Origin of the sequence: Streptomyces sp. NPDC057565 (assembly GCF_042801455.1) — a bacterium.
Lineage (GTDB): Bacteria > Actinomycetota > Actinomycetes > Streptomycetales > Streptomycetaceae > Streptomyces > Streptomyces yanii.
The window spans coordinates 1-26569 of the sequence record NZ_JBHVFU010000012.1; the positions used below are offsets into that span (position 1 = coordinate 1).

General features: G+C 69.5%; 25 protein-coding genes and 2 pseudogenes. 16 read left to right on the forward strand and 11 right to left on the reverse strand.

Going from position 1 to position 26569, the window contains the following annotated elements; genetic code table 11:
• The 3 genes and pseudogenes from ACFU8W_RS22265 to ACFU8W_RS22275 all read left to right on the forward strand — a co-directional run.
• Positions 1–95 (forward strand): annotated as a pseudogene (locus ACFU8W_RS22265) (electron transfer flavoprotein subunit beta); the annotation flags it as partial.
• Positions 96–159: 64 nt separating this feature from the next.
• A complete protein-coding gene (locus ACFU8W_RS22270; protein WP_384039808.1) occupies positions 160–1122 on the forward strand; it encodes an electron transfer flavoprotein subunit alpha/FixB family protein in 963 nt (320 codons plus the stop codon).
• A gap of 173 nt (positions 1123–1295) precedes the next feature.
• Positions 1296–2594, forward strand: a complete 1299-nt coding sequence (locus ACFU8W_RS22275; RefSeq protein ID WP_384039811.1) for a DUF6986 family protein — start codon at positions 1296–1298, stop codon at positions 2592–2594.
• A gap of 16 nt (positions 2595–2610) precedes the next feature.
• On the opposite strand, the gene ACFU8W_RS22280 is transcribed toward ACFU8W_RS22275, so the two are convergent.
• Complete coding sequence (locus ACFU8W_RS22280; protein WP_384039814.1) at positions 2611–3453, reverse strand: alpha/beta fold hydrolase; 843 nt, start codon at positions 3451–3453, stop codon at positions 2611–2613.
• Between the two features lie 147 nt (positions 3454–3600).
• On the opposite strand from ACFU8W_RS22280, the gene ACFU8W_RS22285 reads away from it, so the two are divergent.
• A complete protein-coding gene (locus ACFU8W_RS22285) occupies positions 3601–4818 on the forward strand; it encodes a M20 family metallopeptidase (RefSeq protein ID WP_384039817.1) in 1218 nt (405 codons plus the stop codon).
• A 19-nt stretch (positions 4819–4837) separates the two neighbouring features.
• Here ACFU8W_RS22285 and ACFU8W_RS22290 read toward each other — a convergent pair whose 3' ends face one another.
• Entirely contained in the window at positions 4838–6028 is a 1191-nt protein-coding gene (locus ACFU8W_RS22290) for an MFS transporter (protein ID WP_345511506.1), read from the reverse strand.
• A gap of 99 nt (positions 6029–6127) precedes the next feature.
• Between ACFU8W_RS22290 and ACFU8W_RS22295 the strand changes: the two genes are divergently transcribed.
• The gene (locus ACFU8W_RS22295) at positions 6128–7120 is read left to right on the forward strand and encodes a DUF5937 family protein (RefSeq protein ID WP_384039820.1); all 993 of its coding nucleotides are present in this window, start codon (positions 6128–6130) and stop codon (positions 7118–7120) included.
• Positions 7121–7146: 26 nt separating this feature from the next.
• Here ACFU8W_RS22295 and ACFU8W_RS22300 read toward each other — a convergent pair whose 3' ends face one another.
• Complete coding sequence (locus ACFU8W_RS22300) at positions 7147–8175, reverse strand: LacI family DNA-binding transcriptional regulator (RefSeq protein ID WP_345511925.1); 1029 nt, start codon at positions 8173–8175, stop codon at positions 7147–7149.
• A 183-nt stretch (positions 8176–8358) separates the two neighbouring features.
• Here ACFU8W_RS22300 and ACFU8W_RS22305 point away from each other — a divergent pair, with 183 nt between their 5' ends.
• A complete protein-coding gene (locus ACFU8W_RS22305; protein ID WP_384039823.1) occupies positions 8359–9324 on the forward strand; it encodes an ROK family protein in 966 nt (321 codons plus the stop codon).
• 198 nt (positions 9325–9522) lie between these two features.
• Here the strand turns inward: ACFU8W_RS22305 and ACFU8W_RS22310 are convergent, their stop codons facing one another.
• Positions 9523–11565, reverse strand: coding sequence for an NPCBM/NEW2 domain-containing protein (locus tag ACFU8W_RS22310; protein ID WP_384039826.1), 2043 nt, complete (start codon positions 11563–11565; stop codon positions 9523–9525).
• 267 nt (positions 11566–11832) lie between these two features.
• Between ACFU8W_RS22310 and ACFU8W_RS22315 the strand changes: the two genes are divergently transcribed.
• The 4 genes from ACFU8W_RS22315 (at position 11833) to ACFU8W_RS22330 (ending at position 15293) form a co-directional block, all read left to right on the forward strand.
• A complete protein-coding gene (locus ACFU8W_RS22315; protein ID WP_384039829.1) occupies positions 11833–13122 on the forward strand; it encodes an ABC transporter substrate-binding protein in 1290 nt (429 codons plus the stop codon).
• 16 nt (positions 13123–13138) lie between these two features.
• Positions 13139–14053: a carbohydrate ABC transporter permease gene (locus ACFU8W_RS22320; protein WP_266988736.1), complete on the forward strand. Its 915-nt coding sequence runs from the start codon at positions 13139–13141 to the stop codon at positions 14051–14053.
• Positions 14050–14976 (forward strand): carbohydrate ABC transporter permease, encoded by a 927-nt coding sequence (locus tag ACFU8W_RS22325; protein WP_384039832.1) that lies wholly within the window; start codon positions 14050–14052, stop codon positions 14974–14976. The genes ACFU8W_RS22320 and ACFU8W_RS22325 overlap by 4 nt, the downstream gene beginning before the upstream one ends.
• Positions 14977–15101: 125 nt before the next feature.
• Positions 15102–15293, forward strand: coding sequence for a hypothetical protein (locus ACFU8W_RS22330; protein ID WP_327247859.1), 192 nt, complete (start codon positions 15102–15104; stop codon positions 15291–15293).
• A gap of 273 nt (positions 15294–15566) precedes the next feature.
• Here the strand turns inward: ACFU8W_RS22330 and ACFU8W_RS22335 are convergent, their stop codons facing one another.
• The gene (locus tag ACFU8W_RS22335) at positions 15567–16526 is read right to left on the reverse strand and encodes a DMT family transporter (RefSeq protein WP_384039835.1); all 960 of its coding nucleotides are present in this window, start codon (positions 16524–16526) and stop codon (positions 15567–15569) included.
• 68 nt (positions 16527–16594) lie between these two features.
• Here ACFU8W_RS22335 and ACFU8W_RS22340 point away from each other — a divergent pair, with 68 nt between their 5' ends.
• The 3 genes from ACFU8W_RS22340 (at position 16595) to ACFU8W_RS22350 (ending at position 19578) form a co-directional block, all read left to right on the forward strand.
• On the forward strand, positions 16595–17455 hold the full coding sequence (locus tag ACFU8W_RS22340) for a LysR family transcriptional regulator (RefSeq protein WP_384039838.1): 861 nt from the start codon (positions 16595–16597) through the stop codon (positions 17453–17455).
• Between the two features lie 91 nt (positions 17456–17546).
• Positions 17547–18185: a LysE family translocator gene (locus ACFU8W_RS22345; RefSeq protein WP_384039841.1), complete on the forward strand. Its 639-nt coding sequence runs from the start codon at positions 17547–17549 to the stop codon at positions 18183–18185.
• Positions 18186–19311: 1126 nt separating this feature from the next.
• Positions 19312–19578 carry a hypothetical protein gene (locus ACFU8W_RS22350; RefSeq protein WP_266988742.1) on the forward strand — a complete coding sequence of 89 codons (267 nt, stop codon included), beginning with the start codon at positions 19312–19314 and terminating at the stop codon, positions 19576–19578.
• Between the two features lies 1 nt (position 19579).
• Here ACFU8W_RS22350 and ACFU8W_RS22355 read toward each other — a convergent pair whose 3' ends face one another.
• Both ACFU8W_RS22355 and ACFU8W_RS22360 read right to left on the reverse strand, forming a co-directional pair.
• Complete coding sequence (locus ACFU8W_RS22355) at positions 19580–19804, reverse strand: hypothetical protein (RefSeq protein ID WP_266988743.1); 225 nt, start codon at positions 19802–19804, stop codon at positions 19580–19582.
• A gap of 203 nt (positions 19805–20007) precedes the next feature.
• Positions 20008–20088, reverse strand: a pseudogene (locus tag ACFU8W_RS22360) (transposase); the annotation flags it as partial.
• Positions 20089–20260: 172 nt separating this feature from the next.
• On the opposite strand from ACFU8W_RS22360, the gene ACFU8W_RS22365 reads away from it, so the two are divergent.
• The gene (locus tag ACFU8W_RS22365; protein ID WP_384039844.1) at positions 20261–20668 is read left to right on the forward strand and encodes a PPOX class F420-dependent oxidoreductase; all 408 of its coding nucleotides are present in this window, start codon (positions 20261–20263) and stop codon (positions 20666–20668) included.
• 37 nt (positions 20669–20705) lie between these two features.
• Here ACFU8W_RS22365 and ACFU8W_RS22370 read toward each other — a convergent pair whose 3' ends face one another.
• Positions 20706–20882 carry a hypothetical protein gene (locus tag ACFU8W_RS22370; RefSeq protein ID WP_345510710.1) on the reverse strand — a complete coding sequence of 59 codons (177 nt, stop codon included), beginning with the start codon at positions 20880–20882 and terminating at the stop codon, positions 20706–20708.
• Positions 20883–21079: 197 nt separating this feature from the next.
• On the opposite strand from ACFU8W_RS22370, the gene ACFU8W_RS22375 reads away from it, so the two are divergent.
• Positions 21080–22117, forward strand: a complete 1038-nt coding sequence (locus ACFU8W_RS22375) for an NUDIX domain-containing protein (protein WP_384039847.1) — start codon at positions 21080–21082, stop codon at positions 22115–22117.
• Here ACFU8W_RS22375 and ACFU8W_RS22380 read toward each other — a convergent pair.
• Both ACFU8W_RS22380 and ACFU8W_RS22385 read right to left on the reverse strand, forming a co-directional pair.
• Entirely contained in the window at positions 22076–22786 is a 711-nt protein-coding gene (locus ACFU8W_RS22380) for an MBL fold metallo-hydrolase (RefSeq protein ID WP_384039850.1), read from the reverse strand. The genes ACFU8W_RS22375 and ACFU8W_RS22380 overlap by 42 nt on opposite strands.
• 181 nt (positions 22787–22967) lie before the next feature.
• Positions 22968–24332: a dipeptidase gene (locus tag ACFU8W_RS22385; protein WP_384039852.1), complete on the reverse strand. Its 1365-nt coding sequence runs from the start codon at positions 24330–24332 to the stop codon at positions 22968–22970.
• A gap of 184 nt (positions 24333–24516) precedes the next feature.
• Here ACFU8W_RS22385 and ACFU8W_RS22390 point away from each other — a divergent pair, with 184 nt between their 5' ends.
• Positions 24517–25731, forward strand: a complete 1215-nt coding sequence (locus tag ACFU8W_RS22390) for a geranylgeranyl reductase family protein (RefSeq protein WP_327247867.1) — start codon at positions 24517–24519, stop codon at positions 25729–25731.
• Between the two features lie 278 nt (positions 25732–26009).
• On the opposite strand, the gene ACFU8W_RS22395 is transcribed toward ACFU8W_RS22390, so the two are convergent.
• A complete protein-coding gene (locus ACFU8W_RS22395) occupies positions 26010–26459 on the reverse strand; it encodes a nitroreductase family deazaflavin-dependent oxidoreductase (protein ID WP_384039855.1) in 450 nt (149 codons plus the stop codon).
• Positions 26460–26569: the final 110 nt, after the last annotated feature.

The window sequence follows — 26569 nt, forward strand, 5'->3', positions numbered from 1 at the left end:
AGCGTCCGGCCCGCACGGCGGGCACGATCGTCAAGGACGAGGGCGAGGGCGGCAAGCGGCTGGCTGAGTTCCTCGCGGGCCAGAAGTTCATCTGATCGGTCGGCCTGTTCGGCCCCGTACGTTCCTCTCACCCTCGTTTGTGCAGGAGATTGAAGTCCCATGGCTGAAGTTCTCGTCTATGTCGATCACGTGGACGGTGCCGTCCGCAAGCCCACTCTGGAGCTTTTGACGCTGGCCCGCCGGATCGGTGACCCGGTCGCGGTCGCGTTGGGCGGTGGTGCGGCCGGTACCGCGGCGGTGCTTGCCGAGCACGGTGCGGTCAGGGTCCTGACCGCCGAGGCGTCGGAGTTCGCCGATTACCTGGTCGTGCCGAAGGTCGATGCGCTGCAGGCCGCGTTCGATGCGGTGTCCCCGGCCGCGGTGCTGGTGCCGTCCTCCGCGGAGGGCAAGGAGATCGCGGCCCGGCTCGCGGTCCGGATCGGGTCCGGGATCATCACGGACGCGGTGGACCTGGAGGCCGGTGAGCTGGGTCCGGTCGCCACCCAGTCCGCGTTCGCGGCGTCGTTCACCACCAAGTCCCGTGTCTCGCACGGTGTCCCGGTCATCACGGTCAAGCCGAACTCGGCGCCCGTCGAGCCGGCCCCGGCCGCCGGTGCGGTCGAGGCCCTGGCGGTCTCGTTCTCCGCGCAGGCCACCGGCACGAAGGTTGTCTCGCGCACCCCGCGCGAGTCGACCGGGCGCCCGGAGCTGACCGAGGCCGCGATCGTGGTCTCCGGCGGCCGCGGGGTCAACGGTGCGGAGAACTTCGCGATCATCGAGGCGCTCGCCGACTCGCTCGGCGCGGCCGTGGGTGCCTCGCGCGCCGCGGTCGACGCCGGCTGGTACCCGCACTCCAGCCAGGTCGGCCAGACCGGCAAGAGTGTCTCCCCGCAGCTCTACATCGCCTCCGGTATCTCCGGCGCGATCCAGCACCGGGCCGGCATGCAGACCTCCAAGACCATCGTCGCGATCAACAAGGACGCCGAGGCCCCGATCTTCGACCTCGTCGACTACGGCATCGTCGGCGACCTCTTCCAGGTCGTCCCCCAGCTCACCGAAGAGGTCAACTCCCGCAAGGGCTGACCTGTCGGGGGGCTGTACCCCTGCTCGATGGTCCGGGGCCGCGTGGTGTTCTCACCGCGCGGCCCCGGACCGTTTCTGATCACCATTGACGCAGGTCCGGTGGCCTTATAACTTCACTATACGGATTGTTGATTCCGGGAAGCGGAAACAGCGGCACTGTGGAGGGTGTGGACATGGGTCAGCAGGAGAAGGTGGCAACGAGCCTCGCCGGTGCGGTCAGCGAGGAGATCAGTGCCTCCCTCACCACGGTGGACGCCGAACTCGCCCGCCGCTACCCGGGAGACCCCGGCACCCGCCAGCCCGTCCACACGGTCTACGTCCCCGGCGACACCTTTGCCGCAGAGACCATCCGTTCCTGGGGCGACCGGGCGCTCCGAGCCCTCGACGAGCATGCCCCCGATGCGGCCTCGTTCGCCACCGTCCTCGGCATCCCGGAGGAGCTCGCCGCGCCCGTTCACGACCGCGTCCGCGCCAAGCTGGAGCGCGAGCCCGTCGAAGACCTGCGCATCGACTTCGAGGACGGCTACGGCCCCCGCCCCGACGCCGAGGAGGACGAGGCTGCCGCCCGCGCCGCGCGGCTGGTCTCGGAGGCGTACGAGAACGGCACGGCGGCCCCGTACATGGGCATCCGGATGAAGTGCATGGAGGCCGCCGTGCGAGACCGGGGCATCCGCACCACGGACATTTTCCTCACCGGCCTGATGCAGGCGGGCGGGCTCCCCGAGGGCCTGGTGCTCACCCTTCCCAAGGTGACGTACCCCGAACAGGTCACCGCCTTCGTCCGGCTCCTCGACGCCTTCGAGCAGGCCCACGGCCTGCCGTCGGGCCGGCTCGGTTTCGAGATCCAGATCGAGACCAGCCAGTCCATCCTCGCCGCCGACGGCACCGCCGCCGTGGCCCGCATGATCGATGCCGCCGGGGGCCGCGCGACCGGCCTGCACTACGGCACCTTCGACTACAGCGCCTGCGTGGGCGTCAGCGCCGCTTACCAGGCCAGCGACCATCCGGCCGCCGACCACGCCAAGGCGGTCATGCAGGTGGCTGCCGCGGGTACCGGCGTACGTGTCTCCGACGGCTCGACCAACGTCCTCCCGGTCGGCCCCACCCACCAGGTCCACGAGGCGTGGCGGCTCCACTACGGGCTCACCCGCCGTGCGCTGGCCCGCGCCTACTACCAGGGCTGGGACATGCACCCCGGCCACCTGCCGACCCGTTACGCGGCCGTCTACGCCTTCTATCGCGAGGGCCTGGAACAGGCCGCCGCCCGGCTCGCCGCGTATGTCGCCAAGGCCGGCGGCGACGTCATGGACGAGCCCGCCACCGCCAAGGCTCTCAGTGGATACCTGCTGCGCGGCATCGACTGCGGTGCACTCGACACCGCCGAGGTCGCCCGCCTGACGGGGCTGACGCGGGCGGACCTCGACGCGTTCGCCTCGCCCCGGCGCGGAGGACTCACGGTGACGGCGCCGTAGGCCGTGGGCCGTACCGTCAGCCCCGCAGGAAGGTCTCGACGGTCCCGCTGAAGCGGACGGGATCGTCGAGCCACGGGAAGTGACCTGCGCCGGGCTGGACGGCCAGTTCGGCTTTGGGGAACAACCCTGCGACGGTGGCCGCGACGCGAGGAAGCGGACCGCTGTCCAGCTCGCCCGCGAGGACCAGGACCCGGGCGTCCAGCGCGGCAACGGCCTCGCGGGTCGTGGCAGGGGCGAAGGCATCGGGGGACGCGTAGACGTCCGCGGCCCCGTAGTTGCTCTGCTCGGCATCGGCCGCGGCGTGCGCCTGGGCGGCGGTGTCCCAACGGCCGTAGAAGAACGGGGCAATGGCATCCCAGTCGGCGTCGGTGGCGGAGCCTGCCCAGACGGCCTCGTACGCGTCGTGTGCGGCCTCGAACCACGGCTCGGCCCTGCGCAGCGCGGCGGCCTCGCGGCGATGCTCCTCGGTGAAGTCGACACCGAGGGCACGCGCACGGGCGGTGATCAGCGTGAGGGTCCGGACGCGCCGGGGGTGCCGGGCCGCGTGGAGGATCGCGAGATCGCCGCCCGCGGAGTGCGCCAGAACGTCCACGCGGTCCAGATCGAGGTGATCGCGGAACGCCTCCACATCGGCCACCTGCCGGTCGACGCGGTAGGTGGCCGGGTCGGCGGGGATGCCTGAGCCGCCGGTGCCCCGCAGATCGAGCATGACCAGTTGGCGCCGGCTCGCCAGGCCGCCCAGATCGCCGAGGTAGGCGGAGGCGCGCATGGGTCCACCGGGCAGGACGAGCACCGGCTCGCCCTCACCCACGAGGTGATAGGTGAGTTCGGTTCCGTCGGGAGCGGTGAAAGCAGGCATGGGGCCATCCTGGTGACCGTACGACAGACACAACAAGCGGTTTACGCGGAACTCCCCGTCGATACGCCGATTGCCGCCGGGAGGACCGGGGGTGGCGCGGGAGCCGAAAACGGCGAGGATGGCGGGACCGACTCGCGAGGAGACGCCATGACCGATGCCGCTCGCCGCCACGCCGACCTCCGCGGATCCGCTGCCGCGCTCCTGCCCGAACTGGTCGGGCTGCGCCGCGCGCTGCATCAGGAGCCGGAAATCGGCCTGGAACTGCCGCTGAGCCGGGCGAAGGTGCTGGCAGCGCTGGAGGGACTGCCCCTCGAGATCACCCTCGGCAAGCAGCTCACCTCGGTCACGGCCGTGCTCCGCGGCGCGCTGCCCGGACCGGTGGTGCTGCTGCGCGGCGACATGGACGCGCTGCCGGTGCAGGAGACCAGCGGACTGCCGTACGCCTCCGCCGTCCCCGGCGTGATGCACGCCTGCGGCCACGACCTCCACACCGCAGGACTGGTCGGCGCCACGCGGCTGCTCTGCGAGCGGCGCGACACTCTGGCCGGAACCGTGGTGTTCATGTTCCAGCCCGGCGAGGAAGGCGACGCCGGGGCCCGGGTGATGATCGACGAAGGTGTGCTCGATGCCGCGGGGACCAGGCCGGTGGCCGCGTACGCCCTCCATGTTGCGTCCGCCCTGCTGCCGCACGGTTTCGTCAGCACCCGCCCCGGACCGATCCTGGCCGCCGCCGACAGCCTCGACGTGACCGTGCGCGGGCGCGGCGGGCACGGATCCAGTCCGCACAGCGCCCTGGACCCCATCCCGGCTGCCTGCGAAGCCGTCACAGGGCTGCAGACCATGGTGACGCGCCGCTTCGACGCCTTCGACCCGGTCGTCGTGACCGTCGGCAGCTTTCACGCGGGCACCGCCCACAACGTCATTCCGGACGAGGCCGTGTTCTCCGCGAGCATCCGGTCCTTCTCGGCCGGGGCGCGGGCCCGTGTGCTCCAGGAAGCGCCCCGGGTCGTACGCGGCATCGGGGAGGCCCACGGGCTGACCGTGGAAGCAGTCGTCGACGAGGGCTATCCCGTCACCGTCAACGACCCCGTCGAGGCGGCGTACGCAGCCGAGACGGCGGCCCAACTGTTCGGGGCGGACCGCTGCTTCGAGCTGCCGCACCCGATCGCCGGGGCCGAGGACTTCGCCTTCATCGGTGAACACGTCCCCTCCGCCTATCTGATGCTCGGTGCCTGCCCGGCCGATCGCGACCCCGCCACAGCTCCCTACAACCACTCCCCGGAAGCCGTCTTCGACGACTCCGTACTGGGTGACGCCGCGGCGCTGCTCGCCGGGCTGGCGCTCGGACGGCTCAGCAGAGGCTGAGACCGGGCTCTCCGGTGTCTCAGGCCGCCAGCTCGTGGTTCATGCGACCTGTGATGCGGCCCGCGAGGGCAAGCGGCGCGACCGAGCAGAGGACACCGCCCAGCAGTGCCGACCACCAGAGGACCGCCGGACCGAGAGCCGTATAGACAGTGACGCCCAGGGTCAGGGCCGCGAACCGGGAGACCCCCCAGGTCCACTGGAACGCCCCCTGATAGCGGCCCCGTGCGTGGGCCGGGGCGAGGTTGGCGACGATCGCGGAGGCGATCCCGGACACGCACGCCTCGCCCACGGACCAGACCACCACCGACAGCGTGTAACCCGCGACGCTGTCCGCGACACCTGTGAGCGCCACACCCACGGCGATGAGAACGCTGCCGGCGGCGTGCACCGGAATCTGCGGCAGCCGTGCGAGGTGGGCTGTGGCGAACGGCTGCAGGACCACCACCAGCACCGCGTTGACCGCCGCCATGGCCCCGTAGACCGCAGGGGAAAGCGCACTGTCGTGGACGGCCAGCGGCAGGGCGACCTCGGTCAGTGAATAGACGAAGAGCTGTACCCCGAACAGGGGGAGCAATGCGAGCAGCAGCCGGTCGCGGAGGACGACGCCGTATCCGATGCCGTCGTGCGCCTCGGCCCGGTCCTTCGGCGTCCGTGTCTCGGCCACCCGGGTGGCGACGACGACGGCGTACAGCAGCATGGTCCCGGCGTCGACCGCGAAGAGCAGCCAGTAGCCGTGGGCGGCGAGGAATCCACCGAGGACGCCTGCCGCCGCCGTACCGATGTTGATGCCCCAGCCGAACAGTGCGTACGCCCGCCGTCGGCGCTCCGCGTCCACGGAGTCGGCCATCAGCGCGTACACCGCAGGGCTGATCATCGCGCCTGCCGCACTGAGCAGCAGCGCGGCGCCGGCCATCGTCAGCACACCCGGTGCGAGGAAGAGCGCACCCTGCGCTCCGGAGGCGCCGAGGAGACCGATGAGCATCGTCGGGCGGCGGCCGATCCGGTCGGCGAGCAGTCCTCCGACTGCGGGGCCGAGCAGGTTGCCCGCGCCCAGGGCGCCGAGGACGTACGAGGTCTGGGTGCCGGTGACGCCGCGTGCGGCAAGGAAGAACACGAGGAACGGAGTGACCAGGTAGCCGAGCCGGTTGATGATCGTGCCGGCGAAGAGGGTCCAGACCGTGGGCGGAAGGCCGCGAAAGGTGGAGAGCATGCGAGGAGCGTGCAGCCCCACCGCGATACCGGACCATTGATTAAGGTGGGACCGAATCCAACGGGCGATCGGCCCGAGGGACCGGGACAGCGGGGGCACATGGAGTCGGAACTGAGCTTCTCCACCGCAGACTTGGCGCAGACCCGCTTCGCCATCTCCCCGATGTGGGAGGTCGTCACCAGCTTCCGGCTGCTGCGCGCCGAGAGCGAACCGCCGCTGCACCGGCGCTGGGCCGCGCAGGTACGGCCCCGGCTGGCGGAAGCGGGGCTCGACCGCGGGTGGCTCGCCGAGCTGATCCCCGCCGGTGGATATCTCGCCGACTTCCTCAACCCGACACCGCCCGCCCCGTTCCCGGAACTCGCGGCCGAACTGGAGGCGATCCGGAAGACCCCGCCCGAGCGGGTGCGGACCGATCTCGACAGGCTCGGCGTCGAGCGGGACCTCGGGCGGTCCGCGCGGCTCGGACTGCTGCGCGAGGCTCCGGAACCGGCGCTGGAGAAGGTCGCCGCCGAGATCGAGACCTACTGGGAGCTGGCGCTCGCGCCGTACTGGGCCCGGATCCGCCGGCTGCTCGAAGCCGATGTGTTCCGCCGGGCGCGGCAGGTTGCCGAGCTCGGGGCCGCGCAGGTCCTCAATGAACTGCACGACTCGGTGCGATGGGACGAGAGCAGCCTGCGCCTGGTACGCCGCCACTGCGCCCTGACCCGCGCCGACTCGGGCGCGGGGATGCTGCTGGTGCCCTCCGTGTTCGCCTGGCCGCGGGTGCTCACCCGCTCGGTGGCGCCGGACCCTCCTCAACTCGCCTATCCGGCAAGGGGTATCGGCACCCTCTGGGAGCCGCGCAGCACCGCAGCCGCCGATGCGGTTGCCGCTGTCCTGGGCCGCTCCCGCACCCTGCTTCTGACCGAGCTCGACACCCCCGCGTCGACCACCGCGCTCGCCCGGCGTTCCGGACTGTCCGCGGCCGGCGTCTCCCAGCACCTCACGGCCCTGCGCGACGCGGGCCTGGTGACCGCCCACCGCGCCGGACGCTCGGTTCTCTACGCACGCACGTCAGTGGCGGACGCGCTGCTGACGCCCGCCGGAAGCTGATCGAGCCGGTCCGTCGACGCCCCGGCTCAGGCGGGCGGCAGTTCGCCCGAGCCGCGGGCGATGAGGGACGTCGGCAGTTCCACCCGCGCCGGGGCGTCGTCCGCGCCGTCCAGCCGGCGGAAGAGATGCTCGGCCGCCGTCCGGCCCACGGCCGCGGCGTCCTGGGAGATGACCGTGATGCCCAGCAGGTCGGCCAGTTCGATGTCGTCGAAACCGACCAGGGCGACCGGACGCTCCCGCTCCGCCAGCACGCGCACCGCGGTGACCGTCACCCGGTTGTTGCCCGCGAAGAGCGCGGTGACCGGTTCGGGACCCGAGAGCATCGCCTCGGCGGCCGCCCTGACCCGCGCCGGGTCGGTGGAGCCGAGGGAGACCCAGGAGTCCTCGACGGCGATCCCGGCGTCCGTCATCGCGGCGTGATACCCGCGAAGACGCTCGGTGGCCGTGTGGATACGCGGCTGGTCACCGATGAAGCCGATCCTGCGGTGTCCGTGCGCGATGAGATGGGCGACACCCTGCCGGGCGCCGCCGAAACTGTCGGAGAGGACGATGTCGGCGTCGATCCGGCCCGCCGGGCGGTCCACGAAGACGGTGGCGATCCCCGCCTTTATCTCCGGCTCCAGGTAGCGGTGGTCGTCACCGGCCGGAATCACGATCAGCCCGTCCACCCGGCGGGCGCACAGCGCGAGCACGAGTTCCTGCTCGCGCTCCGGGTCCTCGGCGCTCGAACCGTTGATGAGCAGGGCACCGTGGGCGCGGGCGACCTCCTCGACGGCGCGGCTCAGCGGCCCGTAGAACGGGTCGGCGAGATCCTCCAGGACCAGGCCGATGGAGGCGGTGCGACCCTTGCGGAGCACACGCGCGCTGTCGTTGCGGCGGAAGCCGAGCGCATCGATCGCCTCCTGGACCCGGCGCTCGGTGTCCGGTGTGACCCCCGGCTCGCTGTTGACCACGCGGGAGACCGTCTTGAGGCCCACTCCGGCCCTGGCGGCCACATCCTTCATGGTCGGCCGGTTGCCGTAGCGGGGCTCGGAGTGACGGGCGGTCTCTGCCACGATGCGCTGTCCTGTCGTCGGGTGCGGGCTGTCCGGCCGGTCGCAGACGGCTGCCGCGGAGGTGCCGGAGGCTGTGCCGTCGAGCATAGGCCCTGGACAACGTTGTCAACTGAATAGAGACTAGGCAGACTATTTACTGAAGCTGCAGGTCCCCGACCCCTCACTCATCCGGAGCCCACACCGATGCATACCGACCTCGTCGCCGCGCTCGACATCGGCGGCACCAAGATCGCCGGCGCTCTGGTGGACGGCAGTGGCACGCTCCTCGTGCGGGCGCAGCGGCCGACGCCCGCCCGGGAGAGCGGCGAGACGGTGATGGGCGCGGTGACGGACGTGCTGGCCGAGCTGACCGCATCGCCGCTGTGGGACCGGGCGACTGCCGTCGGCATCGGCAGCGCAGGTCCGGTGGATGCCTCGGCGGGGACGGTCAGTCCCGTCAACGTTCCCGGCTGGCGCGACTTCCCGCTGGTGGACCGGGTGCGGAGGGCCGCCGGGGGGCTCCCCGTGGAGCTGGTCGGTGACGGGGTCGCGATGACCGCGGCCGAGCACTGGCTCGGTGCGGCCCGCGGTTACGACAACGCGCTGTGCCTGGTCGTGTCGACAGGGGTCGGCGGCGGTCTGGTCCTCGGCGGCAAGCTGCACCCGGGGCCTACCGGCAACGCCGGTCACATCGGTCACATCAGTGTGGATCTGGACGGCGACCCGTGTCCGTGCGGTTCGCGTGGCTGTGTGGAACGGATCGCCAGCGGGCCGAACATCGCCCGCCGCGCCCTGCAGGGCGGTTGGCAGCCCGGCCCGGACGGCGACGCCACGGCCGCCGCCGTGGCCGCGGCCGCACGGGCCGGACACCCGGTGGCGGTCGCCTCCTTCGAGCGCGCCGCGCAGGCGCTGGCCGCCGGAATCGCCGCCACCGCCACGCTGGTCGAGATCGACATCGCCGTCATCGGTGGGGGAGTGGCCGGTGCGGGCGACGTCCTCTTCGCTCCGCTGCGCCGCGCCCTGCGCAGCTACGCCACACTCTCGTTCGTCCAACAGCTCACGGTGGCACCCGCGGTGATGGGTACGGACGCGGGTCTGGTGGGCGCCGCGGCCGCCGCCTCGGCGGTCAGGCCGGGTGGGGCGGCGGCCGCGGCCGTACTGAGCGGCTGAACACGGTCCGGCTGCCGGGCGGTGCGCGGCGACCCGTCCCCTCCGGCAGCCCAACCAGGTTCGGAAGCCGGGCGTGCCCGGTGGCCGCGCCCCTGCCCGGAACCGTTCGGGAAGCGCCTCCAGGCCCGTACTCGGTGCCCGCCCGGCCCTCTTACCGGGCGGGCACTCCTCCTACGGCGCCCGGCACCCGTGCCGGACTCAGCACCCGATCCGCAGGTTCGCCCAGTCGGCGTGGTCGTAGTTGATCCCGTCCCCGCCGTCGGTGACCACCAGACGTACCACCTGCGCGCCGCTCACATCCGCGGTGATCGGCTGCGCGGCCATCGCGTTGGTCAGGACACCGGTCGATGCCACCTTCGTGCCGTCCGCCCAGATCTCGAACGACACCGTGCCATTGGTCCCCGTCTCGTCGTCGACTCCGACCTGGGCGGTCACGGCGCTGCACGCACCACCCGTGTAGAACTCGACGGCGCTGTCCGCGTGTACCCCGAGCCCCTTGGCGAAGACGGTGCCGCCGATGGTCATCGGATTGCCGTCGCCCGCCTTGCTCTCACCGTTGCTGGTGTCCTTCTCGACCGGACCCCAGCCGTTGGACGCGGAGAGCTGCGGCAGATCGCTCAGATAGCTGTTGCCCGCCGGGGGTGCCACCACCACATGCGCCTGGAACGGCACCGAGGACCGCACGTGCGTCCCGGTCGGTGACCGGTACTGGGCGCTGAGCTTCAGATCGTACGTACCGGTGGCTGTGCCCGCGGGAGGCGTCACCTGCCAGCGTGTGGTCAGCGCACGGCCGGTGGGCACGGCGTCGGTGCCGGTCGGCGACAGCGCCTCGATCTGCCAGCCCGAGGGGCCGGTGAGTGTCGCGGAGACGCTCTTGGCAGGCGTACGGCCCAGATCGGTGACCGTCGTCGTCAGCGGCGCGCTGCGGCCGGCCTCCACCAACGGGCTTCCGTTCAGGCCGAGTTCCACGGCCGGCGGGTAGGCGGCCCACTTGCTGTCGGCGGCGACGCGCAGCAGTACCGTGCCGTGCGCCGGGACGGTCGCAGAGATGCCGCCCGCCGTGTTGTACGTCGTGTGCTGCCACAGGTCGCGCGTCGTGTAGGCGTCGGCCTCCGGCAGACCCACCTCCTTCGCGGTCGTCGAGATGCGCTGCGCGGACCCGGTCTCGTTGAAGAGCGCCACGACCCGGCTGCCGTCCTCCATCTCCTTGGCGACGACCCAGCGCCCGCCGGTGGAGGAGACCACGGCGCCCTGCTTTCCCAGCGGGTCCTGATCGACCGCGATGACCTCCCGGTTCGAGAGGATCTCGAAGGTCTCCGGAGTCGCCTTGCGCAGATCGGAGCCGATGAGCAGCGGCGCCGCCATCACGGACCACATGGAGAAGTGGGTGCGGTACTCGGTGTCCGTCATTCCGCCGTTGCCGACTTCGAGCATGTCGGGGTCGTTCCAGTGCCCCGGTCCCGCGGCGGCGGCGAGCGGCAGGTTCTGCTTCATGATCGACAGCATGCTGCCCCAGCTGTCGCTGATGTCACCCGTCGTGCGCCAGAGATTGCCGACGTCGGCGGCCCACTCCCAGGGCTTGTTCTGGCCCCACTCGCAGATGCTGTAGACGATGGGACGGCCGGTGGCCTCCAGTGCCTCGCGCATCGTCGTATAGCGCTTCTTCGCGTCGACGCCCTGGTTGTTGCAGTTGTCGTACTTGAGGTAGTCGACGCCCCAGTCCGCGAACTGCTGTGCATCGCTGTACTCATGGCCGAGTGCCCCCGGCAGTCCGACGCTGTCGCACGTCTTCGTGCCCGCGCTGGTGTAGATGCCGAGCTTGAGCCCCTTGGAGTGGACGTAGTCCGCGACGGCCTTGATGCCGTTCGGGAAGCGCACCGGGTCGGCCTCCAGTTTGCCGTCCGCGTTGCGCTGCGGCTTCGCCCAGCAGTCGTCGAGGTTGACGTACTGGTAGCCGGCTTCCTTGAGGCCCTTCTCGACGAAGATGTCGGCGATTCCCTTGACCATCGCCTCGTTGAACTCGGCCCGGCAGTGGGTCGAGTTCCAGTTGTTGAATCCCATCGGTGGGGTGAGCGCGAGCCCGTTGTCGGACTGCGGGCTGATCGCTGCGGCAGGCGCCGTCGTCGGTGAGTCCGCGACGGCGGGAGCGGTTGCGCCCGCTGCGCAGAGCAGACCGGCGGCCAGCGCTCCGATGACTGTTCTGCCGCTTGTGCGGGTCGTACGGGTTGGAAGATGACGCATCGTAACGTTCCTCCACACTCGTGTCAGATCGGATGACAACATGTGCACGCCAAGGGCGCGCGATTACGTTAGGGCGTGTTGGAGTCTGTTGGAAGGGGTGCGGTAAAGGTTGTTCGGTATCTCGTCAAAACCCTTGACGACACCCCTACTTGGGGGTGGGATCCAATCGCACGTTCGGTTGTGTTGGGTTGCATCCCGGAGGAGGGGGTCATGGCGCACTCGTCGTACGACAGGTCAAGCGTGCCCGGCAGTGTGGCAGGACATCGGATGTCTCGGCGAAATCTGCTGCGTGGTGCAGCAGTTGGCGCGGGCGCGATCACGCTTCCCTCGCTGCTCACGGCATGCAGCAGTGGCCCCGGTGGTGACGGCAAGACGATCCATCTGGGGTCGAATTCGTCCGACCCCATTCCCAAGAAGGCTTTCGCCGACGCGTTCAAGGCATACGAGGCGCAGTCCGGAGGACGGAAGATCGTGGTCAACACCGTTGACCACAACACCTTCCAGGAGAACATCAACAAATACCTGCAAGGCAATCCGGACGACGTGTTCATGTGGTTCGCCGGCTACCGGATGCAGTTCTTCGCCAAGAAGGGACTGCTGCACGACATCAGCGACAACTGGCAGCACTACGAAGGGTTTTCGTCCGCGCTGAAGGCCCAGTCCACCGGTGAGGACGGCAAGCAGTACCTCACGCCGTACTACTACTACCCGTGGGCCGTCTTCCACCGGAAGAGTCTCTTCGCCGACCGCGGCTACCAGGCGCCCACGACCCTCGACGAGTACGTGGCGCTCGCCAAGCAGATGAAGAAGGACAAGCTCGACCCCATCGCGTTCTGCGACAAGGACGGCTGGCCCGCGATGGGCACCTTCGACTACATCAACATGCGGACCAACGGCTATGACTTCCACAAGAGCCTGATGGCCGGCGAGGAAGCCTGGACGGACAAGCGCGTCAAGGACGTCTTCGACACCTGGCGCCGCCTCCTTCCGTACTGCCAGCAGGGTGCCAACGGCCGCACCTGGCAGGAGGCCGCAACCAGCCTGCAGAAGAAGGAAGCCGGCATGGCGGTCTTCGGGCTGCCGCACCCCGGCGCCCAGTTCCCCAAGGGCGAACAGGAGGACATCGACTTCTTCCCGTTCCCGGTCATCAACCCGGAGCACGGCCAGGACGCCGTCGAGGCGCCGATCGACGGGTTCCTGCTGGCGAAGAAGTCGAAGAACCTCAAGAACAAGAAGACGCTGGAGAGCGCCAAGGACCTCGTGAAGTGGCTGGCCACCGGCAAGGCCGAGGACATCTACCTCAAGAGCGACCCCAACAACATCGCGGTCAACGATCAGGCGGACATCTCCCAGTACTCGGCGCTGCAGAAGAAGGCCGTGGAACTCGTCTCCGGTGCCAAGCAGATCTCCCAGTTCCTGGACCGCGACACCCGGCCGGACTTCGCCTCGACCGTCATGATTCCCGCCATCCAGAAGTTCATCAGCAACCCGAACGATGTGGACGGCCTGGTCAACGACATCGAGCGGCAGAAGAAGACCATCTTCGCCTCCGACTGAATCTGGAGTACCGACCGTGTCGTTCCTCTCGGAGCGGCGCACCGAACGGCGGGGCCCGCGGCGATTCTCCGGCCGCGACCTCGCCGTCATCGGTCTGCTGCTCGGCATACCCGTCCTGCTCGACATCGCCATCGTGTGGGGCCCGACCCTCGCCTCGATCGTGCTCTCCTTCACCAGCTGGGACGGCATCGGCGACATCAACTGGGTCGGTACGCAGAATTACGTGAACCTCTTCACCAATTACCCGCAGTTCTGGCCCGCCGCCCGGCACAACCTGCTCTGGCTGGCCTTCCTCGGGCTCGTCGCCGCGCCGTTCGGGCTGTTCCTCGCCGTACTCATCGACCGGGGCGTGCGGTTCAGCCGCTTCTACCAGTCGACGCTGTACATGCCGGTCGTGCTGTCGCTCGCCGTGGTCGGCTTCATCGCGCAGCTGATCTTCTCCCGCGACCAGGGGGCCCTCAACGCGATCATCGGGGACACCCGGTCGCCGACCGACTGGCTCGGCGACCCGGACCTCAACATCTGGATGGTCCTGCTCGCCGCGGCGTGGCGGCACACCGGCTATGTGATGATCCTCTACCTGGCCGGGCTCAAGGCCGTCGACCCCTCGCTGAAAGAAGCGGCCGCCATCGACGGGGCCAACGAGGCCCAGACCTTCTTCCGCATCGTCTTCCCCACGCTGCGGCCGGTCAACGTCATCGTCGGCGTCATCACCGTCATCGAGTCCCTGCGCGCCTTCGACATCGTGTACGCCGTCAACCACGGCCGCAACGGACTCGAACTTCTCTCGGTGCTCGTCACCGACAACATCATCGGCGAGGCGAGCCGCGTCGGCTTCGGATCCGCCATCGCCGTGGTCCTGCTCACCGTTTCCCTCGGATTCGTCGTGACGTACCTGGTCCAGGAGCTCCGAGGGGAGAAGAACCGATGACCGTCGACACCGCCCCCGCCCGCCCCGCCGCACAGCCCGCGCCCCCGCCACCCGCTGCGGTGCGCCGCGGCCTCCGCCCGGGCCGGCTCGGCGTGCACGCCTTCCTGATGGCGGTCTCGCTCGCCTTCCTCGCGCCGCTGCTGCTGGCGGTGTACGCCTCGCTGCGACCGTACGACGAGACCTCCGAGTACGGTTACTTCTCGCTGCCGAGGCATCTGTCGTTCGACTACTACCGGCAGGCGTTTGCCGACTCCGGGATGACGAAGTACTTCGTCAACACCATGATCATCGCCGTTCCGGGAGTGCTCGTCACCCTCTTCCTCGCCTCGTTCGTGGCCTTCGCCCTGGCCCGGCTGAAGATGCGCGGCGGGATCGTGCTGCTGATGCTCTTCACGGCCGGGAACCTGCTGCCCCAGCAGGTGATCGTGACTCCGCTGTACGTGGTGTTCAACCGCATCCCGCTGCCGTACTGGATGTCCGACTCGATGACGATGTACGACTCGTACTGGGCCGTCGTCGTCGTCCAGATCGGCTTCCAGATCGGCTTCTGCGTCTTCGTCCTCGCCAACTTCATGCGCACCCTGCCGCAGGAGATCCTGGAAGCCGCCATCGTCGACGGCGCGGGCGTCTGGACGCAGTACTGGCGGATCACGCTGCCGCTGTGCCGCCCGGCCCTCGCCGCGCTCGGCACGCTGCAGTTCACCTGGATGTACAACGACTTCCTCTGGGCCCTGGTCTTCGTCTCCGACGGCGACAAGCTGCCGATCACCTCCGCCCTCAACAACCTGCGCGGGCAGTTCTTCACGGACTACAACCTCCTCGCCGCGGGCTCGGTGATCGTCGCCCTGCCGACGCTCGTGGTCTTCCTGCTGCTGCAGCGGCACTTCATTGCGGGGCTCACCTTGGGATCGAGCAAGGGATAGGTCCGACCTGGGCACACCGCACCCGAGCGCCACAGAAGCGCCCCGCCGCGCACCTCCCCCCGACTCGGCGGGGTCGCCCGGCAGGTGCTGGTGATTCCCGGCCGCACCTGGGGAAGGATCGGTTCATGCCACCCACATGGATATCCCAAGAGCCCGCCAGGAACGGACAGGAACTGACCCTCGGGGAGCTCGGCGACTTCGTACAGAAAGCCATCGAGAGCGGAACACCGCTGACGCAGCCGCTCTCGATCGAGGCGAACAACCGCGGCAGGCGACTCAAGTGGATCGGTGTCGAAAGCCCCGCGAAGAAGAGCTGATCAGTTATCTCCGCCCGCGGCCCGCCGTTGAACCGGGTGATCACACTCAGGTTTGAGGGCGGGCCGCGCGACGGCGATGAGATCGGCGTCGACACCCACCACACCTGTCACCCGGCACAGCCCGCCCCGCCCGGCGACGACGGCCTGTACGCCCATGCCATGGTCGTGCGACTCGTCGGCCGGGCCCCGATTTACGGGGCCCCGGCCACATGCTGGTGGCGAAACGCCCCACGCCCCACGCCCCGCGGCCCGCCGGGCCGCTGTCAGCCACGGTCAGTCCGCGATGTCCCGGAGCGCCGCAGCTCGCACCCGTTCCTTGGACGAGGTGAATCCCTGTGCGGAGACCACGACGTTGCTGATGACGATCATCCCGATGCCGATCCATTCGTTGAGGTCGAGGGCTTGGCGGAGCAGGCCCCAGCCGGCCAGGGCCGCCCAGACGGGGTTGATGCTGGCGAAGGTGCCGAACATCCGGGCGGGTACTCGGCGCAGGGCGAGCAGGTCGGTGACGTAGGGCACGATCGAGGACATCAGTCCGCAGGCGACAGAGAGGGCGATTGCTGCGGCGGTGGGGGCGTGGAAGGCGAACCAGGTCACGGCGATCGGGGTCCAGGCGGCGGCGGTGACGAGGCCGGCCACGGCGGTTCCTTGCAGGCCGGGAAGACGCTGGCCGAGGGTGCGGTTGAGCAGGATGTAGGAGCCCCACGCCGTCGCGGCGAGCAGTGCCAGGGTGATGCCGATGATGTCGGCAGTGGGGCCGGGGTTGGTCAGCACCAGCACGCCGGCACCGGCCAGGACGGCACAGGCGATGTCGAGCACACGTCGTGAGCTTGCGATGGCGACGGTGAGCGGGCCGAGGAACTCCAGGGTGACGGCCAGGCCGAGCCCGATTCGGTCGATCGCGGCATACAGGCTGAGGTTCATCACACTGAACACGACCACCAGACCGAGGATCGGCCACCACTGGTCCTTGCGCAGGCCACGGAGGTTCGGGCGCACGATCGGCGTCAGGACGATTGCGGTGACGAATTGACGGACCGCGACCACGCCGACCGGACCGATCGCCGGGAACGCCAACGCACCCAGGGCGGCGCCGGTCTGGTTCGACGCCGAGCTGGTGAGCATCATCACGATGCCGGCACCACGCTGACGCGAGGTCGCCGTCGCAGCAGAGAGCTGCTCGCCGCCGGCCGGTGCGTTGTGCATGCGATCCGTGGTCTCAAGAGTGTCCATACGCCCATGGTGGGATCACGGAGCTGCATAACCTATTGCATGTTGCGGCCTTGCCATACGCTTGGGTTATGGATTGGAGTCTTCGAGAGCTGCGGTTCTTCGTCACTGCCGCCGAAGCGGGGTCGTTCACCGATGCCGCCGCGCAGTTGTACGTCTCGCAGGCGGCGGTCTCGCGCACGATCGCGGGCCTGGAGAAGACCGTCGGGGACAGGCTCTTGCGGCGGGTGCCGCGAGGGTGCGAGCTCACCATTACCGGACAACAGGTCCTGCCTCATGCGCGGAGGGTGCTGTCCGAGGCTGAGAGGTTCACCGAGTTCCTGACCTCGCGCCACGGCGTCCTGCGGCTGGGATATGCGTGGGCGGCTCTCGGGCGGCACACCGCGCGCCTGCAAAGGGACTGGGCTCAGCGCCACGATGCCATCGAGCTGGAGCTGGTCCGGCACAACTCGCCCACCGCAGGCCTGGCCGAGGGCCTGTGCGATGTGGCGATCGTGCGAAGACCAGTCGATGAGAAGCGATTCGACTCGCTCGTGGTAGGGCTGGAACGCCGGCTGGTCGCCTTCGCCTCCGACGACCCGCAGTGGTCGCGCCGGCGCCGACTGAGCATGGCCGAGATCGCCGACCGCACCGTGATCATCGATCCGCGGGTCGGGACCACCAGCAGCCAGCTGTGGAACGGCGCCGACCATTCACCCCAGTTCATCGAATCCACCGATGTCGACAGCTGGCTCGACGCCATCGCCGCCGGGCGCGGCGTGGGAACCACAGCCGAGGCGACCGCGCACCATCACCTGCGCCCTGGAGTGACGTACCGGCCCATCAAGGACGGCCCCCGCATCCCCGTCAGACTCGCATGGTGGCACGACCACCACCCCAACGGCCTGGGCGACCTGGTCGATGCCATCACCCAGCTCTACGCGATGGCCTAGAGCCTGTCTCTCAGGAGTAGAAGCCGAACGGCGCAAGATCCACCGGACCCGCCAAGAAGGCAGGCGATCTGCCGGGGTAGGCTGGCATTCCATGGCAATAAGCACTGCCCTGTGGTCCTTCGCCCTAGTCGTAGGGCTCCTCACTCTGACTCCTGGCCTCGACACGGCGCTGATCTTGCGCACGTCGGCCCTTGGCCGGCGCAGGAGAGCCTGGGGCGTCGTCCTCGGAATCCAGACCGGCACCCTGGTGTGGGGTGCGTTCACCTCCCTCGGAGTGACCGCGCTCCTCACGGCCTCTCACCTCGCCTACACCGCGTTGCGCTGGATCGGCGCCGTCTACCTGATCTGGATGGGGGCACGCATGCTCCGGGACACCTTCCGGGGTCTGCCTACACCGGGCATGGACGATTCCGTTCTGGCCGCCGGCGCGGACTCGGTCGGCGGCGGCTGGCGGCAGGGAACGCTCACCAACCTCCTGAACCCGAAAATGGGCGCCTTCTACGTCGCTGTCCTGCCCCAGTTCATCCCCCCAGGCACCGGCCACTTCACCATGGGCCTCCTGCTCACCACCGTGCACATCCTCATCGGTCTGCTCTGGTCCGCCGTCCTCATCGGCTTCGCTCGCATCCTGCACGGCTGGCTCCGCACGCCCCAGGCCCGCCGCCTGCTGGACCGAATCACCGGCACCGTCATCGGTATCTTCGGTATCAGGTTGGCCCTCAGTAACTGACGCTCCGACTGGCAGGGGCAGCGACCCGATCGGGTCGGCGGGCTGGGGGACCTGAACGGTGCCCCACAAGCGGATGTGCTAGGGCGTGTGTCGGAAGTCCCGCCTGCCCGGCGACGCCTGGCACGCACGCTCGCTGCGTTGTCGGGCTCGCCCGAGTACGTCCCGTACGAGGACGACCCTCCGCCTTGCGATCGCACGCACCAGACGCCGCCGGGCCCGCCCTTCGGGCGGACGGCGGGACTTCCGACACACGCCCTAGCAGTACCGATCCTCGGCCCGGCTGAAGCCACTGGTGTATCCACTGTTGTAGCCATCCGCGTAGCCCTGGGTGCGGAAGTTGGGGAACAGCCGTAGTTGCTGCTGATGCAGCTGTAGGGCTGTCTCAACCCGGCAGCTGTCCCTACCGTCCGTATACCCGGTTCTGAAGCCGTCTCGGTAACCGTCTCGGTAACCCTGCTGGTAGCCGTCCTGGTTTGGATAGCGTGCGGCTTCCAGTGCTGCAGAACTCGGCACGGCTGAGACCTGGGCGGCGACAGCCGCCGGCGAGAACGCGAGAGTGGCGACAACGAGCGCTGGGCTGAGCCGAGCAAGCAGGCGTCTGGCAGTCATGATTCACTCCTCGGACCGGCACTGGTTCAGAGTGGCAAAGCCCCTGGCAAGGAGCCCAATGCCCAGTTCTCTGCGCCTGATTGGCCGCCAAGGTGCCACCCGGTCTGCCTCTCCTAGCTTGCGCTTCCTCTCAGGTGATGTCATGTCGAGAAGGACCTTGGATCCGCATGCCTGGAGACCCGGGACCTGACCGCACAGGACCGCGCCACTGCGCGGGGCCTCAGTATCGCCCAGGAGAACGACGACCCCGGCTGGTGGACGCCGACATGGATTCCCTTCGGCGAGGCAACCGAAGGCCACGAGGGATTTCTTCTCGACACCGGAAACCCGACCTGCCGCGGGCGTCAGGAGCCCCGGCGAGGCGCCGCCGATCGCGGCTTCGTGGCGCGGCGGGAACGCGGGCACTGCGGAAGCCGGCCCACGGCAGCATCAGGAAGGCGATCCGTCCACGTGGGTCCGGAGCGGCGCAGTGCCGTGAGGCGTGGGCCATGTCAGTGGCGGCTGCGATGCTGCCTGCATGGACGAAATCATGCGACGGCGGGTGTACGGCGCCGACCACGACGATCCTGATCCGGGCCCGCAGCCCGGGCGTGCATACCGCGAGCTGGTCGGCGGCCCGCTCGACGGGCTGCTCCTCGACGTGACGGGCTGGTCGGAGGTGGCACTCGCCGACGGGGCCGCATTGATCACCGAGATCGGCATGCACGGCCCGGGTGGCAGGTCGGAGTACGGGCCGCGGGCGGACGATTCACTGAAGTGGGACTGGCGGGGAGACACGCCCTGAATCAGGTCGCCTCGTACTGGTGCGCTGCGGCGCCCTGCCATTCCACCAGGGCGGGGGTGTCGAGGGCCCGCTCAGGGTCCGCCATGCCGGCGTCGGCGAGAAACACAATGATGTCGCGGTCGCTGTGCGCCAGCCCGAGCTGTTCGTCGCGACCGTTGATATGGACGGTCACGAGCCTGGCGCCGGACGGTGTGGGGGCGTGAACGATGATCGGTGGAGTCGACATGGTTCCAGGGTGGCGCGTGATGCCGGTGTGCGCGCATCTGGCTGGTCCGGATGTGTGGTCCCCGAGGATCAGGGGTAAGGGCCGTGGTCCGGTTGCCCCGTCCTTCGGCCGATGGCCCTTGGTCGGCGGCGGGGGTCCTCGAGGTACCTGCCTGACCAGATGTTTGTGATCACCGGTCCGGGGGCGAATGGTGCGGTCAGGCTTCCCTCGAGTGAGTTGATCAGCTTCGGCAGGGCGACCTTCGGCGGGTAGTGCACCAGCAGGTGCACGTGGTCGGCTTCGCCCGGAGCGTGTCCACCAGCCGTCCGAGGTCGTCGCGAGACACCTGCGCATCGACGCGTGAACGGGTCGCCGCCGGAATTTCTGTTGCGGTGACGGGAGTTGACCCCGATGAACTCCCGGGGTGCCGAAGCGCCCACGACCCCGGACCTCGACCTCGAACGAAGGATTCCGACTGTGGCAGCCGAGCTCTCCGATGATTTGAAGAAGTACCTCGACGACTCGAAGGCCTTCGCCACCGTAGCCACCGTCCTGCCGGACGGGCGGCCGCATCTGACTGTTGTCTGGATCACGCGCGACGGAGACGACCTGTTGTTCTCCACGACCGTGGACCGGCTGCAGGGCAAGAATGCTGCCCGCGACCCGCGCATCACCCTGCTGATCAGCCCGCCCGAGAACCCGTACACCTATGCAGAGATCCGCGGTACCGCCACCGTCACGCCCGACAGCACCCACGAGCTGTTGAACGAGCTGGCGCACAAGTACACCGGTCAGGACTACGCAACGTTCAATCCGGCCTCGAAGAACGACGGTCAGCGGGTTGTCGTGCGGGTCTCCCCCGTCAGGGTCACCGGCAGGCTCTGACACGACGACCGGATTCCGGCCGCAGGCCGTGGCGGGGTCACCGGCCCCGGTCCGCCGCCTGCGACGGTACGACCACCAAGAAGGCGTCCTCCTCCAGGTCCATCACGACCTCGGCCGCCATACCCTCGCCCCGGCGCGCAGCCGCGAACTCCTCCGCAGGCCAGCTGCCTCGCGGACCTCCCGCGGGAAACCGCTCCAGTACTGTGCGCTGCACCGTGCACCCCCTTGCCTCGTCGGCTCCAACGACGCCCCGCCGTCCCCGTTACGGCCGCTCGCGCGCCCGACTCGTACGGTGGGACGCCTGCCGACGGGCGTCCGGCACTCGCTTTCGTGCAACAACATCGCCACAGCCGGGTTTTCGCGGCAGGGTGTTGCGGGCAAGCCACAGAGGGCTACGGAAGAGGGGGAACCGTGATCGTCTGGATCAACGGTGCGTTCGGGGCGGGCAAGACGAGCGCCGCGCGCGAACTGATCGATCTGATCCCGAACAGCACCTTCTACGACCCCGAACTGATCGGCGGGGAACTGCGGTACCTACTGCCCCAGAAGAGGCTTGCCGAGGTGACCGACTACCAGGACCTGCCGATCTGGCGGCGGCTGGTGGTGGACACGGCTGCCGCTCTGCTCGCCGAGGTGCCCGGGGTGCTCGTGGTGCCGATGACGCTGCTGCGACAGGAGTACCGCGACGAGATATTCGGAGGGTTCGCCTCCAGGCGCATTCCCGTGCGTCATGTACTGCTCTCATCTGAGGAAACGATCCTGCGGCAGCGGATCGCCGACCGTGAGGAAGTACCGGACGACCCGGAAGCCGGCGAGCGGGTACGGCAGTGGGCGTACGACCACATCGAGCCCTACCGGACAGCGCTCGGCTGGATCTCCGCGGACGCGCACACCATCGACACCAGCGCGCTGACCCCGTCCGAGACGGCCGAGCGCATCGCCGACGCCGTACGCACCGGGGCCGCCGGCGTGTGCGAGATCGTGCAGACGCCCGCGCCGACCGCGGAGACCCTCGCCGCCGGGGTGCTGCTCTTCGACGAACACGACCGGGTCCTGCTCGTCGACCCCACCTACAAGCCCGGCTGGGAATTTCCCGGCGGGGTGGTGGAGCCCGGCGAGGCACCGGCACAGGCCGGGATACGGGAAGTGGCCGAGGAGATAGGGATTCAGCTCGACCGGATCCCGAGCCTCCTCGTCGTCGACTGGGAGCCGCCGGACCCGCCCGGGTACGGAGGGCTGAGGCTGCTCTTCGACGGCGGGCTGCTGCACTGCCAGGACGCCGAACGGCTGTTGCTGCCCGGCTCCGAACTGCGCGGCTGGCGGTTCGTCACCGAGGCGGAGGCCGCAACGATGCTGCCGCCGAACCGGTACGAGCGGCTCCGCTGGGCGCTGCGGGCCCGCGAGCGGTCAACCGTGCTCAACCTGGAGGCCGGAGTCCCGGTCGGCTGACAGCTGCAGCACGGCCGCGGCGTCGACAGTGAGGGGATCACCGTGCCCGAAGCAGACCGTGGACGGGGCCAGCGCCGCCAGCCGCCGGAACGAGGCCAGTGCCTCGGCCCGGTCCGTGTTGAAGACACCCAGCATCACTTGACCGACCCCGGCCACGCAGTCGCCCGTGAACAGCACATCATGGTGCGGCAGATGGATGGCGAGTGACCCGGGTGTGTGCCCGGGGGAGTGGACCACGCGCGCCCCGCCGCCGAAGGGGAGTTCGTCGCCGTCGGTCAGTTCACGGTCGACCCGGGTCGGCGGGGCCGCGGGCACGGTCAGCGCATGCTCGTACAGCGGACGTTCCCAGTCGAGCAGTACGGGATCGGGGACCCGTTCCTCGCCACGGATCGCCGGGGCGTCGAGACGGTGGGCCAGGATGTCGGCCCCGTACCGGTCGGCGAGCTCCTGAGCGGCGCCGTAATGGTCGCGGTGGCCGTGGGTGATGACGATCCTGCTGATCCCGGCCGGGTCCAGGCCCAGGCCGTGCATGGCGTCCTCGATGCCGGTCGCCGCATCGATGGCGCCTGCATCGATCAGGGTCAGGTCCGCACCGTCGCGCCAGAGATACGCCTGGCCGACAGGGAAGCGGAACATGTGCAGCCGGGGGAGCACCTCTACGAGATCCATGTGGCGAACGTACGCAGACCCGTCCGTCCGCCGCACGGCTCTACGCTCTGGGCGAGCTTCGCTCAGCGCGTAGCCCGGAAGAACCGCGGGCCGTGCGCGTGCGGGCCGGGATCCGGATTCCGGGGCGGCCGTGCCCCCCGCGTACGAGAGGTGCGTCCGCCCCGGAACAGGTGTCGCGACGTCAGGAGCGCTTGGACTCCGCGTAGTTCTGCAGGAACAGTGCCTCGGCGACCGACAGCCGCTCCAGCTCCTCGGGCGACACGCTCTCGTTCACCGCGTGGATCTGCGCCTCCGGCTCGCTCAGACCGATCAGCAGGATCTCCGCCTCCGGGTAGAGCGCGGCGAGGGTGTTGCAGAGCGGGATCGAGCCGCCCATCCCGGACGTCTGCATCTTCTCGCCGGGGTACGCGGCTTCCATGGCCTGCGCCATCGACGTGTACGCCGGGCTGGAGGTGTCCGCACGGAACGCCTGGCCCTGGCCGACCTGCTCCACCGAGACCCTCGCCCCCCACGGGGCGTGCGCCTTCAGATGGGCGGTCAGCAGCTTCGTCGCCTCGGCCGCGTCCTGGCCCGGCGGCACCCGCAGGCTGATCTGCGCCCGCGCACTCGCCTGCAGCGACGGCGTCGCGCCGACCACCGGCGGGCAGTCGATCCCGATGACGGTGACGGCGGGCCGCGCCCAGATGCGGTCGGCGACGGTACCCGTGCCGATCAGCTCCACACCGTCGAGGACCTTCGCGTCCTTGCGGAAGTCGGACTCCGGATACTGCAGCCCGTCCCACTCGGCGTCCGTGGTGAGCCCGTCGACGGTCGTGGTGCCGTCCTCGGCACGCAGCGACGCCAGCAGCTGGATCATTGCGGCCAGCGCGTCGGGGGCTGCGCCGCCGAACTGCCCGGAGTGCAGGTTCCCTTCGAGGGTGTCGAGGGTGACCCGCAGCATCGTCATGCCGCGCAGTGTCGCGGTGACCGTCGGCAGACCGACCCGGAAGTTGCCGGTGTCGCCGATGACGATGGTGTCGGCGGCCAGCAGCTCGGGGTGCGCCTCGGCGTACCGCTCCAGGCCGCCGGTGCCCTGCTCCTCGGAACCCTCGGCAATCACCTTGACGGAGACCGGGACGCCGCCGTTGGCCTTGAGAGCGCGCAGGGCGAGGAGATGCATGATGAAGCCGCCCTTGCAGTCGGCCGCGCCGCGGCCGAACCAGCGGCCCTCGCGCTCCGTCAGCTCGAACGGCGGGGAGATCCAGGCCGACTCGTCGAGCGGCGGCTGCACGTCGTAGTGCGCGTAGAGCAGTACGGTCGGGGCGCCGGCCGGGCCGGGCAGGAAGCCGTAGACCGACTGGGTGCCGTCGGGGGTGTCGAGCAGGGCGACGTCCTGGAAGTCCTCGGCGCGCAGTGCGTCGGCGACCCAGGCTGCGGCCGCCTCGCACTCGCTCTTCGGGAACTGCGCGGGATCCGCCACCGACTGGAAGGCCACCAGCTCGGTCAGCTCCCCCTTGGCACGGGGCATCAGCGAGGCAATGGTCTCGGAAATCGGATGGGCGGTCATGGGCACGCTCCTCGTGGGTGCGACGTTATGTGTACGAATCCGTCTGCATGAACGCCGTGTGTGCGGCGCTGCATGTATGGCGAACGCACGGTCGATCCTCCCACAGCGGGGACCGGTCGCAAGGCGCCGTAGGATGCCGTGAGCAGCTTGGGCCACTGGTCGGGATCGGGAGCAGAAGCACATCGTGAGCAGCGAGAACGCAGACGCCGGACGTGAGCTTGAAGAGTCGTCCGTGTGGGATGTCGTCGTAGTCGGCGCCGGACCGGCCGGAGCCTCCGCGGCATATGCGGCGGCGGTCGCCGGGCGGCGGGTGTTGCTGCTGGAGAAGGCGGAACTGCCCCGCTACAAGACCTGTGGCGGCGGCATCATCGGCTACTCCCGTGATGCGCTGCCACCCGGATTCGAACTGCCCTTGCAGGACAGGATCCATGCGGTGACGTTCTCGCTCAACGGCAGGCTGGCGCGGACCCGCCGCTCCAGGCGGATGCTCTTCGGGCTCATCAACCGGCCCGAGTTCGACGCGGGTCTGGTCGAGGAGGCGCAGAAGGCGGGCGCCGAACTCCGCACCGGGGCATCGGTGACCCGGGTCGAGCAGCACGGCGCCTCGGTCCCGGACCGGCGCACGGTCGCCGTGGTGCTCGCCGGCGGCGAGACCGTCCTGGCCCGCGCGGTCGTCGGCGCCGACGGCAGCGCGGGACGCATAGGAGCCCATGTCGGGGTCAAGCTCGACCAGGTGGACCTGGGCCTGGAGTCGGAGATCCCGGTCCCGGCCACCGTCGCGGAGGACTGGGCCGGGAGGGTGCTCATCGACTGGGGTCCGATGCCCGGCAGTTACGGGTGGGTGTTCCCGAAGGGCGACACCCTGACCGTCGGTGTGATCTCGGCGCGCGGTGACGGCGCAGGGACCAAGCGGTATCTGGAGGACTTCATCGCCCGGCTCGGTCTCGCCGGGTTCGAGCCGAAGATCTCCTCCGGTCATCTCACCCGCTGCCGCAGCGACGACTCGCCGCTGTCGCGCGGGCGGGTGCTCGTCTGCGGTGACGCGGCGGGGCTGCTGGAGCCGTGGACCCGCGAAGGCATCTCGTTCGCACTGCGTTCCGGTCGGCTCGCCGGTGAGTGGGCGGTCCGGATCGCGGAATCGCACGACGCAGTGGACGCCCGCCGCCAGGCGCTCAACTACGCCTTCGCCATCAAGGCCGGGCTGGGCGTCGAGATGGGGGTCGGTCGGCGCATGCTGAAGCTGTTCGAGCGCCGCCCGGGAATTCTGCATGCGGTGCTGACCGGGTTCCGCCCGGCCTGGAAGGCGTTCGCCGGGGTCACCCGCGGGACGACCTCGCTGGCCGAGCTGGTCCGTACCCACCCGCTGGCGCAGCGGGCCCTGTCGGCGATGGATCGTTAGCCCGTTTCTCGGCGCTCACCCTGCCGACCGGACCAGGACGCCGGCGGGCCGGAGTTCGGGCCGATGGACGGTGACGGTCCCGTCCCGGCGGGTGGCCCGGGCCTCGCCGTCCCATGCGTCGGTTGATGCATCGACGGGCAGTGCTGCGCCCGTCGGAGGCGAACCCGTCGATCCCCGGTGGTTGCCACAGGCCCGGCCGCGACGTCTGCGACGGGCGATCTGTCGAGGCCGTCGACCCTTGCCCGACATGGGCGCAGGCAGTTCGGTGCCCGTCCGGGTCAGGATGTGATCGTGATCCGGAAGACGGGGTGGTCGGGGGCGATGCGGCGCAGCTCCTCGACGGACGAATCCGGGCCGACGCCGCCGAAGAACACCCCTACCTCCGCCTTCCAGCGCTTGAGGTAGGCCCGCAGCAAGTCCGGCTTCTCGTCGTCGGCGATCTCGACGGCGGTGAATACGTCGGTTTTCTTGCCGAGGTGGAGCTCACCGCCGCCGGCAGCCCGCATGTTGTGCGTCCACTGGACATGGCCGCGCGGCGCGACGAGATACTGCTGCCCGTCCACGGTCAGGAGGTTGACCGGGGTGCGGCGCCACTCGCCGCTCCTGCGGCCGCGGACGGCCAGGACCCTCGATCCCCAGACGCTGATGCCGCGCCGGGTGATCCAGGCGACGGTGCGGTTGAAGACGTTGACCGTGAACCAGCCGGGCTTCTGAACATGCACGGACATGAGATTCCCCTTGTCGGAAAGTGTGAGCACTGCTCTCGTTCGAGATCAGTGTGCACGGGGTTGGTGCTCAAAAGCAAGAGCGCTGCTCTCTTTGTTGGTCGGTGCTCCAA